This is a genomic window from Pseudorhodobacter sp. (genome assembly GCF_034675685.1).
Taxonomy (GTDB): Bacteria; Pseudomonadota; Alphaproteobacteria; order Rhodobacterales; family Rhodobacteraceae; genus Pseudorhodobacter.
In genome coordinates, this window is record NZ_JAUCDA010000013.1 from 107,568 (window position 1) to 122,571 (window position 15,004).

General features: G+C 58.1%; 10 protein-coding genes and 3 pseudogenes. 5 read left to right on the forward strand and 8 right to left on the reverse strand.

Features of this window, described 5'->3' with window-relative positions; all coding sequences use genetic code 11:
- Positions 1 to 21: 21 nt before the first annotated feature.
- The 3 genes from coaD to VDP61_RS10540 form a co-directional block, all read right to left on the reverse strand.
- Complete coding sequence (coaD, locus tag VDP61_RS10530) at positions 22 to 513, reverse strand: pantetheine-phosphate adenylyltransferase (RefSeq protein ID WP_323006859.1); 492 nt, start codon at positions 511 to 513, stop codon at positions 22 to 24.
- Positions 514 to 637: 124 nt separating this feature from the next.
- Positions 638 to 1,072, reverse strand: coding sequence for a CBS domain-containing protein (locus tag VDP61_RS10535; RefSeq protein ID WP_323006860.1), 435 nt, complete (start codon positions 1,070 to 1,072; stop codon positions 638 to 640).
- Positions 1,073 to 1,146: 74 nt separating this feature from the next.
- Positions 1,147 to 2,049, reverse strand: a complete 903-nt coding sequence (locus VDP61_RS10540; protein ID WP_323006861.1) for a LysR family transcriptional regulator — start codon at positions 2,047 to 2,049, stop codon at positions 1,147 to 1,149.
- A 108-nt stretch (positions 2,050 to 2,157) separates the two neighbouring features.
- Between VDP61_RS10540 and VDP61_RS10545 the strand changes: the two genes are divergently transcribed.
- The 5 genes from VDP61_RS10545 (at position 2,158) to VDP61_RS10565 (ending at position 7,210) form a co-directional block, all read left to right on the forward strand.
- A complete protein-coding gene (locus tag VDP61_RS10545) occupies positions 2,158 to 3,657 on the forward strand; it encodes a CoA-acylating methylmalonate-semialdehyde dehydrogenase (protein WP_323006964.1) in 1,500 nt (499 codons plus the stop codon).
- A 219-nt stretch (positions 3,658 to 3,876) separates the two neighbouring features.
- Positions 3,877 to 5,013 (forward strand): acyl-CoA dehydrogenase family protein, encoded by a 1,137-nt coding sequence (locus VDP61_RS10550; RefSeq protein WP_323006862.1) that lies wholly within the window; start codon positions 3,877 to 3,879, stop codon positions 5,011 to 5,013.
- Positions 5,010 to 6,044, forward strand: a complete 1,035-nt coding sequence (locus tag VDP61_RS10555) for an enoyl-CoA hydratase/isomerase family protein (protein WP_323006863.1) — start codon at positions 5,010 to 5,012, stop codon at positions 6,042 to 6,044. Before VDP61_RS10550 ends, VDP61_RS10555 begins: the two co-directional genes overlap by 4 nt.
- Positions 6,045 to 6,047: 3 nt before the next feature.
- Positions 6,048 to 6,920, forward strand: coding sequence for a 3-hydroxyisobutyrate dehydrogenase (gene mmsB / locus VDP61_RS10560; protein WP_323006864.1), 873 nt, complete (start codon positions 6,048 to 6,050; stop codon positions 6,918 to 6,920).
- 80 nt (positions 6,921 to 7,000) lie between these two features.
- Positions 7,001 to 7,210, forward strand: a complete 210-nt coding sequence (locus VDP61_RS10565; RefSeq protein WP_323006865.1) for a DUF2892 domain-containing protein — start codon at positions 7,001 to 7,003, stop codon at positions 7,208 to 7,210.
- An 81-nt stretch (positions 7,211 to 7,291) separates the two neighbouring features.
- On the opposite strand, the pseudogene uvrA reads toward VDP61_RS10565, so the two are convergent.
- From uvrA to VDP61_RS10590, 5 genes and pseudogenes are all read right to left on the reverse strand, one after another.
- Positions 7,292 to 10,145, reverse strand: a pseudogene (gene uvrA, locus VDP61_RS10570) (excinuclease ABC subunit UvrA).
- 99 nt (positions 10,146 to 10,244) lie between these two features.
- Positions 10,245 to 11,420, reverse strand: coding sequence for an MFS transporter (locus VDP61_RS10575; protein WP_323006866.1), 1,176 nt, complete (start codon positions 11,418 to 11,420; stop codon positions 10,245 to 10,247).
- A 91-nt stretch (positions 11,421 to 11,511) separates the two neighbouring features.
- A pseudogene (gene lpdA / locus VDP61_RS10580) lies at positions 11,512 to 12,920 on the reverse strand (dihydrolipoyl dehydrogenase).
- 94 nt (positions 12,921 to 13,014) lie between these two features.
- The gene (locus VDP61_RS10585; RefSeq protein WP_323006867.1) at positions 13,015 to 13,590 is read right to left on the reverse strand and encodes a DUF924 family protein; all 576 of its coding nucleotides are present in this window, start codon (positions 13,588 to 13,590) and stop codon (positions 13,015 to 13,017) included.
- Between the two features lie 69 nt (positions 13,591 to 13,659).
- Positions 13,660 to 14,971: pseudogene (locus VDP61_RS10590) on the reverse strand (MFS transporter).
- Between the last annotated feature and the right edge of the window lie 33 nt (positions 14,972 to 15,004).

Consider the following 15,004-nt stretch of genomic DNA (forward strand, 5'->3'; position numbering starts at 1 on the left):
CCGTTTGCGCGGCCGAACGGGTTACTTGTAGCGCGCAACCAAAGCGTCGCGCACGGCGATGGGGACAAATTTGCTAACGTCCCCGCCCAGCCGGGCAATCTCTTTCACCAGCTTCGACGCAATCGCCTGACGGCGGGCGTCTGCCATCATGAAAACCGTCTCGATCGAGGCATCCATAGCGCGGTTCATGCCAACCATCTGAAATTCATACTCAAAATCTGCAACAGCGCGCAGGCCCCGCACGATAACGCTTGCCCCCACATCACGGGCGCAATCAATCAGCAGGTTTTCAAACGGATGGACGACAATCTGTCCGCCGGTCTTGGCGATGATCGGGGCACATTCGGCCTCAACCATCGCAACCCGCTCTTCCAGACTGAACAGAGGCGACTTGTCGCGGTTGATCGCAACGCCGATAACCAGCTTATCCACCAGCGCCATTGCGCGCTGAATAATATCTGTATGGCCCAAGGTGATCGGGTCGAAAGTGCCGGGGTAGAGGCCAGTGCGCATGATTGATCCTTTTATGACCCGGACCACGCAACATTATAGCGCAGCAGATTGCAAGGCAGAGACACCGATTTTTCGTCGAAAAATCAGAATTTTCGACGAAAATTCGCAAGCCCTTTTGCTGGCATCAGAAGCCTTTGATCATGCCTTCCAGCGCATCTTTTTCCATTGCCAGCTCTGACAGCCGCGCCTTGACCACATCCCCGATAGAGATAAGGCCGATCATCACATCGCCATCCATGACTGGCATGTGACGAAAACGCCCGTCCGTCATTTTTTGCATGACGCTATCGGCCGTATCGGATTTGGCGCAGCCCACCAATTTGCTCGTCATCACCTGATCCACGCTATCGGTCATGCAGATCACGCCGCGTTGTCCCAACTCGCGCACAATATCGCGCTCAGACAGGATGCCTGCGGGGTGTTTGCCGTCGCGCGACACGATGATGGCGCCAATCCGTTTGTCTGACAGCAAGGCTGCAGCTTCGCTTAACGTGGCACCGGGGGCAAGGGTGAACACCTCTGCCACGGTTTTCGATGACAGGATTTGTTGGACCAGCATTTCGACCTCCATTTGAGCACTACCGTCAGGGTCGTCCGGCGCCCCCCGCCTGTCAAGTCAAAGCTGAAGGGCCGTCACGCCTTATGGCCCGCCAATGCTTCCAGCCTGTGCAATTCACGACGCAGGCCAAGAGCAAGCAGATCCGCGAATTTGTTCAGGCGTTCGATCTGGGCATCGTCGGCATGGCGCACCAGCCAAAAGCTGCGGGTCAGCGCAAGCGTTTCGGGCAACACATGCACCAATTCAGGGGCGAAAGGCATCACAAAATCATGCACCATGCCGACCCCTGCCCCTGCCCGCATCAGTTGCGTCTGCACCGAAACCGAGTTGGACGAGATATTGGGGGCCGAGGTGCCGAATTCACCCAGATAATCCAATTCCTTATCGAAGATCATGTCTGAAATATAGCCAACGATTCGATGGGCCTGCAGGTCTTGCCGGCAGGTTATTTCTGGATTTTGTGCAAGATAATCGCGGCTGGCGGCAAGATGCAGGTGATAATCGGTCAGCTTTTGCACGGTCAGCCGCCCGGTTTCCGGTCGAGAAACGGCAATGGCCATATCCGCCTCGCGTTTTGACAGGTTGAAGACACGCGGCAAAGCAACGAGTTGAATTTCCAGCCCCGGATTGTCAAAGCTGATCTGGGTCAGCACCTGGGGTAGCAGATAGTTTGCGCTGCCATCGGGTGCGCCGAGTCTGATCTGCCCGGTTAGCCCCGTGTCGCTTTCATGCAGGCTGTCGCTGGCGCGGGCGAATGCCGCCTCGGCGGCCAATGCCGGGTCTATCAAGCGCTGCCCGTATTCGGTCAGGGCATAGCCTTGCGGGGTTTTGGTGAAAAGACGCGCCGAAAGTGTGGATTCGAGCCTGGCAATCCGGCGGCCCACAGTTGCGGGATCAATCCGCAGGGTTTTACCGGCACCAGACAGGCTTTCGGCACGGGTGACGGCCAAAAATATGCGCAAATCATCCCAATCCATGGCGCCTCACCTTGCCTTTGCATTTTTGCAAAACTATTTTGACATATTGCCTCTTTATCAGGCAAATTTGCAAGGCTAGACTGGGTGAAATTCATATTGGAGGATGCCATGCAAGACCTGAGCCACTGGATCAACGGGAAACACGTCAAGGGAACATCGGGGCGGTTTGCCGATGTGATGAACCCGGCGACGGGCGAAGTGCAGGCACGGGTGCCGTTGGCGTCAAAAGCCGAGCTTGATGCGGCTGTGGCCGATGCGGCCAAGGCACAAGTCGCCTGGGCGGCAACCAACCCGCAAAAGCGCGGGCGTGTGATGATGGCCATGGTTGGCCTCATCAACCGTGACATGGACAAGCTGGCCGAGGCCCTGTCACGCGAGCATGGCAAGACCATTCCCGACGCCAAAGGCGATGTGCAGCGCGGGCTTGAGGTGATTGAATATTGCATCAACGCCGCCCAGATGCTGAAGGGCGAGTTTACCGATGGGGCCGGCCCCGGCATTGACATGTATTCGATGCGTCAAGCCTTGGGTGTGGCGGCGGGCATTACGCCCTTCAACTTTCCGGCGATGATTCCGCTGTGGAAAATGGGTCCGGCACTGGCTTGCGGCAACGCGTTCATCTTGAAACCGTCCGAGCGCGACCCCTCGGTGCCCTTGATGCTGGCCGAACTTTTCAAGGAAGCGGGCCTGCCGGATGGGGTGTTGCAGGTGATCAACGGCGACAAGGAGTTGGTGGATGCGATTCTGGACAATGAAACCATTCAGGCCATCGGCTTTGTTGGATCGACCCCGATTGCGGAATATATTTATGGGCGCGGCTGTTCCAACGGCAAGCGCGTGCAATGTTTTGGCGGTGCCAAGAACCACATGATCATCATGCCCGATGCCGATCTGGACCAGGCCGCAGATGCGCTGATCGGGGCAGGCTATGGCGCTGCGGGCGAACGCTGCATGGCGATTTCGGTTGCGGTTCCGGTTGGTGCTGAAACGGCAGATCGCCTGATCGAAAAGCTGGTGCCACGGATCGAGAAGCTGAAGGTTGGCCCTTACACAGCGGGCAATGACATTGATTACGGCCCGGTTGTCACGGCAGCGGCCAAGGCAAATATCCTGAAACTGGTCGAGTCGGGCATCGCGCAGGGCGCGAAACTGGTGGTTGATGGCCGCGATTTCAAATTGCAGGGTTACGAAGAAGGCTATTTTGTTGGCCCGCATCTGTTTGACAACGTGACGACGGACATGGAGATTTATCGCAAGGAAATCTTTGGGCCAGTGCTGTCTTGTCTGCGCGCCAAGACTTATGAAGAGGCCCTCGGCTATGCCATGGACCATGAATATGGCAATGGCACCGCGATTTTCACCCGTGACGGCGACACCGCGCGCGACTTTGCCAGCCGGGTGAATGTGGGCATGGTGGGCATCAACGTACCGATCCCGGTGCCGCTGGCCTATCACACCTTTGGCGGCTGGAAAAAATCGGGCTTTGGCGATTTGAACCAGCACGGGCCGGATGCGTTCCGCTTTTATACGCGCACCAAGACGGTGACTTCGCGCTGGCCTTCGGGGATCAAAGAAGGTGCTGCGTTCAACTTCAAAGCGATGGATTGATGGCTGACCGCTGGGGGCGCACGCGCCCCCAGCCTGCCCACAGGGGGCAGGCGTTCTTCACTGAAACGCCCCCCCATTGGGGCGTTTTTAACCGGTCATCCCCCCTGTGGATATTTTTGCCGAAAAGAATACGGGGCGACTGTGCTTGCATCGGTGTTGAAAAACCTGTGACTTAAACAGGTGTTCAATTCCGGCGTATCCCTGTTGAGAGGCCTTTCAATGACCCTGACCGAAGTGCAGCACGCGATTTTTGAGATGGCCCATGGGTTCGGGCAAGAGAAGATTGCGCCCTTTGCCCAAGCGTGGGAGAGGGCGGGAGAGATTCCGAAAAGCCTGTGGCCAGAGGTGGCCGCGCTGGGGCTGGGCGGAATTTATGTCTCGGAGGATTTTGGCGGCGCAGGGCTGACGCGCCTTGATGCGACCTTGGTCTTTGAGGCTTTGGCGATGGCTTGCCCGTCGGTCGCGGCCTTCTTGTCCATTCACAACATGTGCGGCGGGATGATTGATAAGTTCGGCCAAGCCGAGGCAAAAGCGCGCTGGTTACCGAAAATCTGTACAATGGAGACAGTGTTTTCCTATTGCCTGACCGAGCCTGCTTCGGGGTCGGATGCGGCGGCGTTAAGAACGCGGGCTATCCGCGGCACTGACGGTTGGCGGCTGACCGGGACCAAGGCGTTTATTTCCGGGGGCGGCTATTCGGACGCCTATATCGTGATGGCGCGGAGCGGGGACGCGGGGCCAAAAGGGATTTCGGCACTGATTGTCGAGGATGGCACTGCGGGCCTGTCCTTTGGCGGGCTTGAAGACAAAATGGGCTGGCGATCACAGCCCACGCGGCAAGTGCAACTGGATGACTGCCTTGTACCGCAGGCAAATTTGCTGGGCGAGGAAGGCCGCGGCTTTTCCTATGCGATGGCGGGGCTGGATGGCGGGCGGTTGAATATTGCGGCCTGTGCCTTGGGCGGGGCGCAAGCGGCGCTGGATGCGACGCTGACCTATATGGGCGAACGAAAAGCCTTTGGCAAAAGCCTTGATCAGTTTCAGGCCTTGCAATTTCGTCTGGCCGATATGGAAGTAAAGCTGCAAACCGCACGGGTATTTTTGCGCCATGCGGCTGGTTTGCTGGATGCAGGCGCCCCCGAGGCGACAAAGTTCTGTGCCATGGCAAAGCTTTATGTGACAGACGCCTGTTTTGAGGTGGCCAATGGTTGTTTGCAACTGCATGGCGGCTATGGCTATCTTGCAGATTACGGAATTGAGAAGATCGTGCGCGATTTGCGCGTGCATCAGATTCTGGAAGGCACCAATGAGATTATGCGCGTGATTATCGCCCGCCAGATGTTGGCCGACCGATGAACGACATCTTGATCAGGATTGAGGGGCGCTGTGGCCGCGTGACCCTGAACCGACCCGCCGCGCTTAACGCGCTGAGTGAGCCGATGTGCGTGGCACTTGATGCGGCCCTGGTGGCCTGGGCGGCGGATGCCGCCGTTGATCTCGTGGTGATTGATGCCGCAGGCGATCGGGCCTTTTGCGCGGGCGGTGATATCGCCAAGCTATATGCAGCGGGAATGGCTGGCAATTATGCCCATGGTCAGGCGTTCTGGCACAAGGAATACCGGATGAACCTGCGCATCGCAGACTATCCCAAACCCGTGGTCAGCCTGATGCAGGGGTTTACCATGGGCGGCGGCGTAGGTGTGGGCTGCCATGCCGGGCACCGGATTGTCGGGGAAAGCAGCCAGATTGCGATGCCGGAATGTGGAATTGGTTTGGTGCCGGATGTTGGCGGGTCATATTTGCTGGCACATGCGCCGGGGTACTTGGGTGAATATCTCGCCAGTACCGGCACGCGGATGGGGCCAGCCGATGCGATTTACGCGGGGTTTGCCGATGTTTTTGTGCCAGAGCCCGATTGGCCCGCCCTGATCACGGCACTGGTGGCCGAAGGTACTGGGGCATTGGCGCGGTTTGTTGCGCCCGCGCCCGAGGGGGTTTTGGCCGCCCAGCAAGGCCAGATTGATGCGCATTTTTGCGGGGAGTCCCTGGGCGATGCCCTGCGGTCTTTGCGCGGCGACTCCGGGGCGTTCGCGCTTGGCGCTTTGAAGGCATTGCGCCGGGTTTCACCACTGGCCGCCTGCGCCGCAGTTGAAATGCTGCACCGTTTGGGTGATAGCCCCGCCCTGCCTGATGCGCTGGAATTGGAGTATCGCTATACGTTTCGCGCCCAGGAAAAGGGTGATTTTCTGGAAGGGATTCGCGCGGCCGTGATCGACAAAGACCGCAAGCCGAAGTGGCTTCATAAAAGTATAGAGACCGTCGCGGCGGCAGAGGTGGCAGCCATGCTGCTGCCTTTGGGTGCACAAGCTTGGACAGTAGAAGGATAAGAGATGAAGATAGGGTTTATCGGGCTTGGGAATATGGGCGGGCCAATGGCTGCAAATCTGGTGGCCGCCGGGCATGAGGTGCGGGGGTTTGATCTTGCGGCCGCCATGCCTGCGGGTGTGACGGCGGCAAAATCGGCGGCTGAAGCGGCCACGGGCGCAGACGTGGTGATCACGATGCTGCCCAATGGGGCGATTTTGCGCCAGGTTGCGGCAGAGGTGATCCCGGCAATGATGGCGGATGCGGTGCTGTGTGATTGTTCGACCGTTGACGTCGAGGCGGCGCGAACGGTGGCACAAACGGCGGCGGCGGCTGGCCTTGGCGCGCTGGATGCGCCGGTTTCGGGCGGTGTCGGTGGGGCTACGGCAGGCACGCTGACCTTTATGGTCGGCGGCACGGAGGCAGCTTTTGCAAAAGTGCAGCCCTTGTTTGCGATCATGGGCCAAAAGGCCGTGCATTGCGGCGATGCCGGCGCCGGACAATCGGCCAAGATTTGCAATAACATGATTTTGGGCGTGACGATGATTGCAACCTGCGAGGCCTTTGCCCTTGCCGATAAGCTGGGGCTTGATCGTCAGAAGATGTTTGATGTGGTATCCACCTCATCGGGCTATTCCTGGACAATGAACGCCTATTGCCCGGCCCCCGGCATCGGGCCCAAAAGCCCGGCAGATAACGGCTATACCCCCGGCTTTGCAGCGGAATTGATGCTCAAGGATCTGCGGCTGTCGCAGCAGGCGGCGGTTTCGGTAGATGCCGATACACCGATGGGGCAGATGGCTGCGGCGCTCTATGCCCAGTTTGTGGAAGATGAGGATGGAAAGGGCCGGGATTTCAGCGCGATGTTGCCTCGGTTCGAAAAACGCGGGCGCGGCTGACGCAGATCAATTGCAATAATTGGAATATGTAGTACACTCAGTTCAGCGGGGCAGCCCTGCCCCATTTGCAGGAGTGTGAGATGTTCAAATCCAATGTTGGCGGCTATGACCGTGTGCTGCGTATCGTCGTTGGTCTTGCCTTTTTGGCGGCGTTCTTTCTGATGCCGGGCTTTGGCTATCGCTGGGTGTTTATCGTGCTGGGTCTGCTTGCTTTGGGGACCGGGTTGATGAAAACCTGCCCGGCCTATTCGCTGTTTGGGGTGTCAAGCTGCCCGATGCGCAAGCCGTAACCCTTGGGCCGTTGCATCTGCCGGGTGCGTTGCCTTGAAAAAAGGCAACGCACCCGGCTGGCCGTTCAGGGCCAAATGCAACTATTCCGCCGCGACCTTGCGGGGTTTCAGCATGTCGCGCAAGTAGCGGCCGGTATGGCTTGCCTCTACCACCGCGATCGTTTCCGGGGTGCCTGTGGCCACAACTTCGCCGCCGCCATCGCCGCCCTCGGGGCCGATATCAATGACCCAATCGGCGGTCTTGACCACATCAAGGTTATGTTCGATCACGATCACGGTGTTGCCCTGATCGACCAATTCGTGCAGCACCTCCAGCAGCTTTTTCACGTCTTCGAAATGCAGGCCCGTGGTGGGTTCATCAAGGATATAAAGCGTGCGTCCGGTCGCGCGGCGGGCAAGTTCCTTTGACAGTTTCACGCGCTGCGCCTCACCCCCTGACAGGGTGGTCGCGGATTGTCCAACGCTGATATAGCCAAGCCCCACACGCACCAAGGCATCCATTTTTTCACGGATGCTTGGAACCGCCTGGAAAAAGGCTTGCGCATCTTCAACCGTCATATCAAGAACGTCTGCTATGCTATTGTTTTTGAACTTTATTTCCAAAGTTTCACGATTATAGCGTTTGCCCTTGCAGGTTTCACACTGCACATAGACATCAGGCAAAAAATGCATCTCTATCTTGATCAGCCCATCGCCTTGGCAGGCCTCACAGCGCCCCCCCTTGACGTTGAAGCTGAACCGACCCGGCGCATAGCCGCGCGCCTTGGATTCCGGCAGGCCGGCGAACCAATCCCGGATCGGCGTAAACGCCCCCGTATAGGTCGCGGGGTTGGACCGCGGGGTGCGGCCAATCGGGCGCTGGTCGATGTCGATGACCTTGTCCAGATGCTCGAACCCCTTGATCGTCTCACAAGGGGCGGGGGTTTCACGGGCACCATTCAGGCGGGTGGCGGCGGTTTTGTACAGGGTCTCGATGGTCAGGGTAGATTTGCCCCCCCCCCGAAACCCCGGTGACGCAGATGAACTTGCCCAGCGGAAAGTCGACAGTGACATTCTGCAGGTTATTGCCCGTGGCCTTGACCACCGTCACTTTTTTACCCGTGCCCTTGCGGCGTTGTTTGGGAACAGAAATCTCACGGGTGCCTTGCAAATATTGGCCGGTCAGGCTGGCAGGGTCGGCCATTACCTGCGCCGGTGTCCCATGCGAAACCACCATACCGCCATGCACGCCAGCGCCCGGCCCCATGTCGAACACATAATCCGCCTCGCGGATCGCATCCTCATCATGCTCGACCACAATCACCGAATTGCCCTGATCACGCAGGTTTTTCAGCGTGGTCAGCAGGCGGTCATTATCGCGTTGATGCAACCCGATAGAGGGTTCATCCAACACATAAAGCACGCCAGTCAGGCCCGAGCCGATCTGGCTGGCCAGTCGGATACGCTGGCTTTCCCCCCCCGAAAGCGTGCCTGCATTGCGCGAAAGCGACAGGTAATTCAGGCCAACATTCACCAAGAACCCCAGCCGTTCGCGAATCTCCTTGAGGATGGCGCGGGCAATTTCGTTTTTCTGGACCGTCAGATGTTCGGGCACCTGGGAAATCCAATCATGCGCCTCGCTGATCGACATTTGCACAACCTGACCCGCATGAAGCCCCGCGATTTTCACCGCCAATGCCTCGGGGCGCAGGCGGAAGCCTTCGCAGGCACCGCAGGACCGGTTGTTTTGGTAACGCTCAAATTCCTCACGCACCCAGTTGCTGTCGGTTTCGCGAAAACGGCGTTCCATGTTGGGTATAACGCCCTCAAACACGCGAGAAACCTGATAAATCCGCCCGCCTTCATCATAGCGAAACTGGATTTCCTCTTCGCCAGAGCCACGCAGAAACACCTCTTTGGCCTTTTCGGGCAGGTCTTTCCATTTGGCTTTCTTGTCAAATTCGTAATGTTTTGCAATCGCGTCAATGGTTTGGATGAAATAGGGGCTTTTTGACTTTGCCCAGGGTGCCAGCGCGCCTTGGGCAAGAGTCAGGTTTTGGTCGGGGACGATCAGACGTTCATCAAAGAACAGCTCAACCCCCAGACCATCGCAAACCGGGCAGGCGCCAAAGGGCGCGTTGAACGAGAACAGACGCGGTTCAATCTCGGGGATGGTGAAACCTGACACCGGGCAGGCGAATTTTTCGCTGAATGTCGTGCGCGTGGCCTCTTCATTCGCCAGTTCCAGAATGGCGATACCATCGGCAAGGTTAAGCGCGGTGCGCAGGCTGTCGGCGAGGCGGGTTTCGATACCCTCTTTCACCACAATCCGATCGACCACCACGTCGATATTGTGACGAAATTTCTTGTCCAGCGTCGGCGCATCCTCCAGCTCATAGAATTGCCCGTTGACCTTCACCCGCTGAAACCCCTGTTTGCGCAGGTCCAGGAATTCCTTTTTATACTCACCCTTGCGGTCACGGATGATCGGGGCCAGCAGATAGGCGCGGGTGCCATCCTCCATCGCCATGATGATATCAACCATATCCTGCACCTGCTGCGCGGTAATCGGCTTGCCGGTCGTGGGGCTGAAGGGGGTGCCGGTGCGGGCGAACAGCAGGCGCATATAGTCGTAAATCTCGGTCACCGTGCCAACGGTCGAACGCGGATTTTTTGAGGTGGTCTTTTGTTCAATCGAGATCGCAGGCGACAGGCCCGAGATGTGATCAACATCGGGTTTCCCCATCATATCAAGGAATTGCCGCGCGTAGGCCGACAGGCTTTCGACATAGCGGCGCTGGCCTTCGGCATAGATCGTATCAAAAGCCAGCGAGGATTTGCCAGAGCCCGACAGCCCCGTGATCACCACCAGCTTGTCGCGCGGAATATCCACATCGACGCCTTTAAGGTTATGTTCCCGCGCGCCGCGCACTTCGATGAATTTCTGTTCGGCCATGCCCGCCCCCGATTTCTACCGGCTATAGATAGGGTCTTTTGCCTGAAGTCTCCAATCGAAAAAGGTGAACGATTAGTGAACAAAGCTGCAGAGTGTCGATTAAGTTACGTCAAATAGACGGCGACGGGCCTGAACTTGATGCACTACGATGCCAATCACGCTTGGGATCACGACAAACAGCGCCATGCCGGGCACGCCCTGCCCCGCAATCAGCAGTGCCAGCAACGGCGTGCCAGAGGTGGTGCCAAGATTGCCAAGCTGGGCAATGGCCCCGGCAGCACGGGCGCGGGCTTCGCCCGTGGCATTCAGCTGGGCAACGGCAGCAAAACTGGCCCCCTGAACGACGCCAAGCATGCCAGCAAGGCCAAGGGCTGCGAAAACCATCGGCCAATCCTGGCCCCAGAACCCCCACAGGCACAGCGCCGCAAGAACGCTGGTTGCAAAGCCTGCTTGCACCATGCGCACCGCCGGCACCCAACGCAACAGCCAGACCCCAAAGGTCAGCGAAACCGCGATAGACACCAGCGGCATCGCTGTGGCGATAAACGCCTGATGCGGGCCGCCGATCATCGGGGGCAGCAATGTCAGCAAGGCAACATAGGTAAGCGTGTAGCAAAAAAAGCCCATCGCTGGGGCCGCAAGCCGCGCCGAGCGGTAGATGGTGACATGCTGCCTCAGCAGGGCGCTGACCTTGGGAAATGGCGTGGATTCGGGGCTGTCCTTGGGCAGAACAGCCCAGATAAAACCTGCAAAAACAGCCATATAACCGGCATGTGCCAGAAATAGCGCGCCATCGCCCCAAGCCAGCGCCAAGGGACGCCCAAGCGCTGCTGTCAGCGCAAAAGAGACGGCAAAAAAGCTGGACCAAAGCGTCATTGCCAGCCCTTGATGCCGCAGGGGGGCCGTTTGGGCGATCAGCACCGGGGCCGCGACAACGATGGCAAGATGCGAAAACCCTTCGATCGCACGCAGGGCAAGCAAGGCAGGCAGTGGCGGAAAGCTGGCCTCCAAAGCCGACAGCACGGCCCCTGCCCCAAGCGCCCAGACCAACACGCGCCGATACCCCAGACGCTGCACCAACAGCCCCGCGGTGGTACCAAAGACAAGGCCAATCAGCCCGACAACCGAAACGACAAGCCCCAACGTGACCTGCCCTGCGCCGGGGTAATGGCTGGCGATCCGGTCAAACAGGATCGAAATCTTGCCAAATTGCGCGGCGGCCCCAAGCCCCGCGCCCCACAGGACCAGAATGATGATGAGGGGCGAGCGGTTCATAAGAGGTGCTTAGCCGATGGCTGCGAAGGTTGCCATGAAAAAACCCGGCCCCTTTTACCGGACCGGGCGAAATGTTCAGCCTTTTGTCGGGTCACATATGGATGACTTGACCGTAAGCATCCAAAACCGACTCATGCATCATTTCCGACAGCGTCGGGTGCGGGAAAATGGTGTGCATCAGGTCTTCTTCGGTGGTTTCCAACTGGCGACCGATGACATAGCCTTGGATCAATTCGGTGACTTCGGCACCGATCATATGCGCACCCAAAAGCTCGCCTGTCTTGGCGTCAAAAATGGTTTTGATCATGCCTTCCGCCTCGCCCAAGGCAATCGCTTTGCCATTGCCGATAAACGGGAAACGGCCAACTTTTATGGCGTGACCGGCCTCTTCGCCTTGGCCTCGGTCAGACCAACACTGGCCACTTGCGGATGGCAATAGGTACAGCCTGCGATGGAATTTGGCTTGATCGGATGCGGGTGTTTGCCTGCGATCAGCTCGGCCACCATGACGCCTTCATGGCTGGCCTTGTGGGCAAGCCATGGTGCGCCCGCGATGTCGCCTATGGCATAAAGCCCGTCAACGCCGGTGCGGCAATATTCATCGGTGACGACATGGGTGCAGTCGATTTTAACGCCCAACGCCTCTAGCCCAAGGTTTTCGACATTGCCGACGATGCCCACGGCAGAAATTACCGTGTCAAATTCCATCGTCTCGGTCTTGCCGTTCGATTCCAGATGCGCGGTCACCTTGCCGCCGCCTTTGGCATCGGGGGCTTTATCCAGCTTCTTGACGGTGGTCTTCTCCAGAATCTTCATGCCCTGTTTGACAAAGGCTTTCTTGGCAAAGGCGCTGATTTCCGCATCTTCAACCGGCAAAACGCGGTCCATCACCTCTACCACGGTGGTATCTGCGCCCAACGTGTTGAAAAAACTGGCAAACTCTATGCCAATCGCGCCAGAGCCAATGACCAGAAGTTTTTTCGGCATCCGCTTTGGCTGCAAGGCATGGCGATAGGTCCAGACCAGATCGCCGTCGGCCTCCAGCCCCGGCAGGGTGCGCGCGCGCGCGCCAGTGGCCAAGATGATGGCGGGGGCGGTCAATTCCTCTGTGCCCTTGTCGGTTTTCACCGAAACCTTGCCTTTGCCCGGCAAGCTCGCCTCACCCATGATCACGGTAATCTTGTTCTTTTTCATCAGATGGCCAATGCCACCCGAAAGCTGCTTGGCCACCCCGCGTGAGCGGGCAACAACAGCATCCAGATCATATGAGATGCCCGTGGCCGCGAGGCCAAATTCCTTGGCGCGGTGCATCAGGTGAAACACCTCGGCGGAACGCAGCAGCGCCTTGGTTGGTATGCAGCCCCAGTTCAGGCAGATGCCGCCGAGGTTTTCACGCTCGACAATCGCGACCGATTTCCCCAGTTGTGCCGCCCGTATGGCGGCGACATACCCCCCCGGCCCGGAACCGATCACGATCACATCATATGCCTTGGCCGCCATTTTTCTCTCCTCCGAAAAAGTAGTTTGCCATTAAACTATATTTGTCGTTCCAGCAATAATTCTGCCGCCTTTGGGGTATGTGCTGGGTGCATAGCTAGAGTTTGTCCTGTAATTCCTGCACAATCGCGCCGTAGCCCCCCGATGCCATAAACGCCTCTTCCTCGGCCGAGGATATGCGGCCAAGGGCTGTATTGCGAAATGGAAAGCGGCCAAAGCGTTCAATGATGGCCTGATGCGCGCGGGCATGCAGGGCGCTGTGCGGGTCATCCATCCGGGTTTTGAAGCAATCGACGGCAAGGGCCTGATCGGCAATATCCTCGGAATGTTCAAAGGGCATGTAGAAAAACTGGCGCTCGGGTGTGGGGATATCTTGATCCCAGTTTTGCGCAAGCGCCTTGCGGGCGGCCGCACGGGCGCGGGCGTCAGTGGCAAAGGCGCGGGGATCACCACGAAACATGTTGCGCGGGAACTGATCGGTAAGGATCAGATAGGCCAGTGTGCTGGTCGCGCCGTCAACCCAATGCTCCAACCCGCCATCATGGGCGGCTTGCCAAAGCGCGCCAAAATCCTCGGTGATTTGGGCATCAATCTTTGGGTTCACCTCATACCAGCCCTTTGGGCCGACGGTTTTCAGCCAAAACGTCAGTAGTGTTGCGGGATCAGACATCACGCCCCCTTGTTTGCGTTAACCTGTCGGCCAAGCGTGGCAGGTTTGCGCCGGGGTTTCAATGCCCTGATATCACGGTTGATTTGTATCTGTCCCGTCTTGTCTTGCCTCTGCTTTGGCCTGCGCCCCGGCAAGATGGCTTTCGCTTTCCGGGCCTTCATTATCGGCTGCGATCATCGCCACTTCCAACACAATCGCCGTGCCCGAGGGCGAAACCGCCGTAAAGCTTGACGTGGCATCCGCGCTGCGTTTGCGCTGCGACATCCGCCACAGGGCATAGACCGCAAGGGCGGCAAACAGCAGGGCCATGAACAGGAAAAACCCGCTGGGGCCAACCACGCCCATCATCCAGCCGGTGATCAGCGGGCCCGAGATTGCGCCCAGACCATTGATAAACAACAAACCAGCCGAGGCTGCGGCCATATCAGAGCGATCAAGGTAATCATTCACATAGGCCAGCAGCAGCGAATAAAGCGGGTTGGATACCGCGCCCCCCAAGGCCCCAACCCCGCAAAGCGCCCAAAACGGAACATCCCAGAACACCGGAATTATCAGCCCGACCCCGCCACACGCGCTAAGCCCAAGGATGACCTTGCGGCGATCAATCCTGTCAGACAGCCATCCGATCGGATACTGAAAGATCATACCGCCGATATAGATGCCGGCAATGAATATGGAAATTTCGCGGATGGTCAGGCCCGCTTGCGACCCCCAAACGGCAGCCATGCCGAACTGCGCCCGAAAACACCCCCCCCAGCACAAACATGCCGATGCAGCCCAGTGGCGAGGCGTCATAAAGCTGTTTGAAGCTGAGCGGCTTGGTGGATTCGAACGCCGGGGCCTGACTGACCGACAGCAAGATCGGGGTGAAGGCAAGAGAGACCAGAACCGAAGGAATGATGAACAGGATAAAGCCGTTCGGATCGCCAAGGTTCAAAAGCCCCTGCGCTGCGATGATGCCGATCATCTGCACGATCAGGTAAAGCGACAGCGCCTGGCCCCGGTTTTCATTGCTTGACGCATCATTCAACCAGCTTTCCGCGGTGATATAGACCCCGGAAAAGGAAAACCCGATCAACACCCGCATCAACGACCATGCAATCCAGTTTGGCGCCACCGCATACATGATCAACACCGCCGAGATCAGCGAGCCAAGGGCCGCAAACACGCGCACATGGCCGACACGGCGGATCATATCGGGCGCCATGCGCGACCCGAACAGAAACCCGACAAAGTAGCAGGACATGACAATCGACAGTTGGAACGTCGTCATGTTTTCCTGACCGCCGCGAATGCCCAGCAGCGTGCCTTGCATGCCATTGCCCAGCATCAACAACATCATTCCGAGCAGCAGCGCCCAGGAGTTTCGCAATACGGCAATCATAGCGTTGGCCTTTCAGGTCTTTGGTACAGTCTG

Coding starts and splice junctions, on each gene's coding strand:
- VDP61_RS10565 (WP_323006865.1), top strand. CDS start 7,001: ATGTTCAAATCCAATGTTGGCGGCTATGACCGTGTGCTGCGTATCGTC.
- VDP61_RS10535 (WP_323006860.1), bottom strand. CDS start 1,072: ATGCTGGTCCAACAAATCCTGTCATCGAAAACCGTGGCAGAGGTGTTC.
- VDP61_RS10545 (WP_323006964.1), top strand. CDS start 2,158: ATGCAAGACCTGAGCCACTGGATCAACGGGAAACACGTCAAGGGAACA.
- VDP61_RS10550 (WP_323006862.1), top strand. CDS start 3,877: ATGACCCTGACCGAAGTGCAGCACGCGATTTTTGAGATGGCCCATGGG.
- mmsB (WP_323006864.1), top strand. CDS start 6,048: ATGAAGATAGGGTTTATCGGGCTTGGGAATATGGGCGGGCCAATGGCT.
- VDP61_RS10540 (WP_323006861.1), bottom strand. CDS start 2,049: ATGGATTGGGATGATTTGCGCATATTTTTGGCCGTCACCCGTGCCGAA.
- coaD (WP_323006859.1), bottom strand. CDS start 513: ATGCGCACTGGCCTCTACCCCGGCACTTTCGACCCGATCACCTTGGGC.
- VDP61_RS10575 (WP_323006866.1), bottom strand. CDS start 11,420: ATGAACCGCTCGCCCCTCATCATCATTCTGGTCCTGTGGGGCGCGGGG.
- VDP61_RS10555 (WP_323006863.1), top strand. CDS start 5,010: ATGAACGACATCTTGATCAGGATTGAGGGGCGCTGTGGCCGCGTGACC.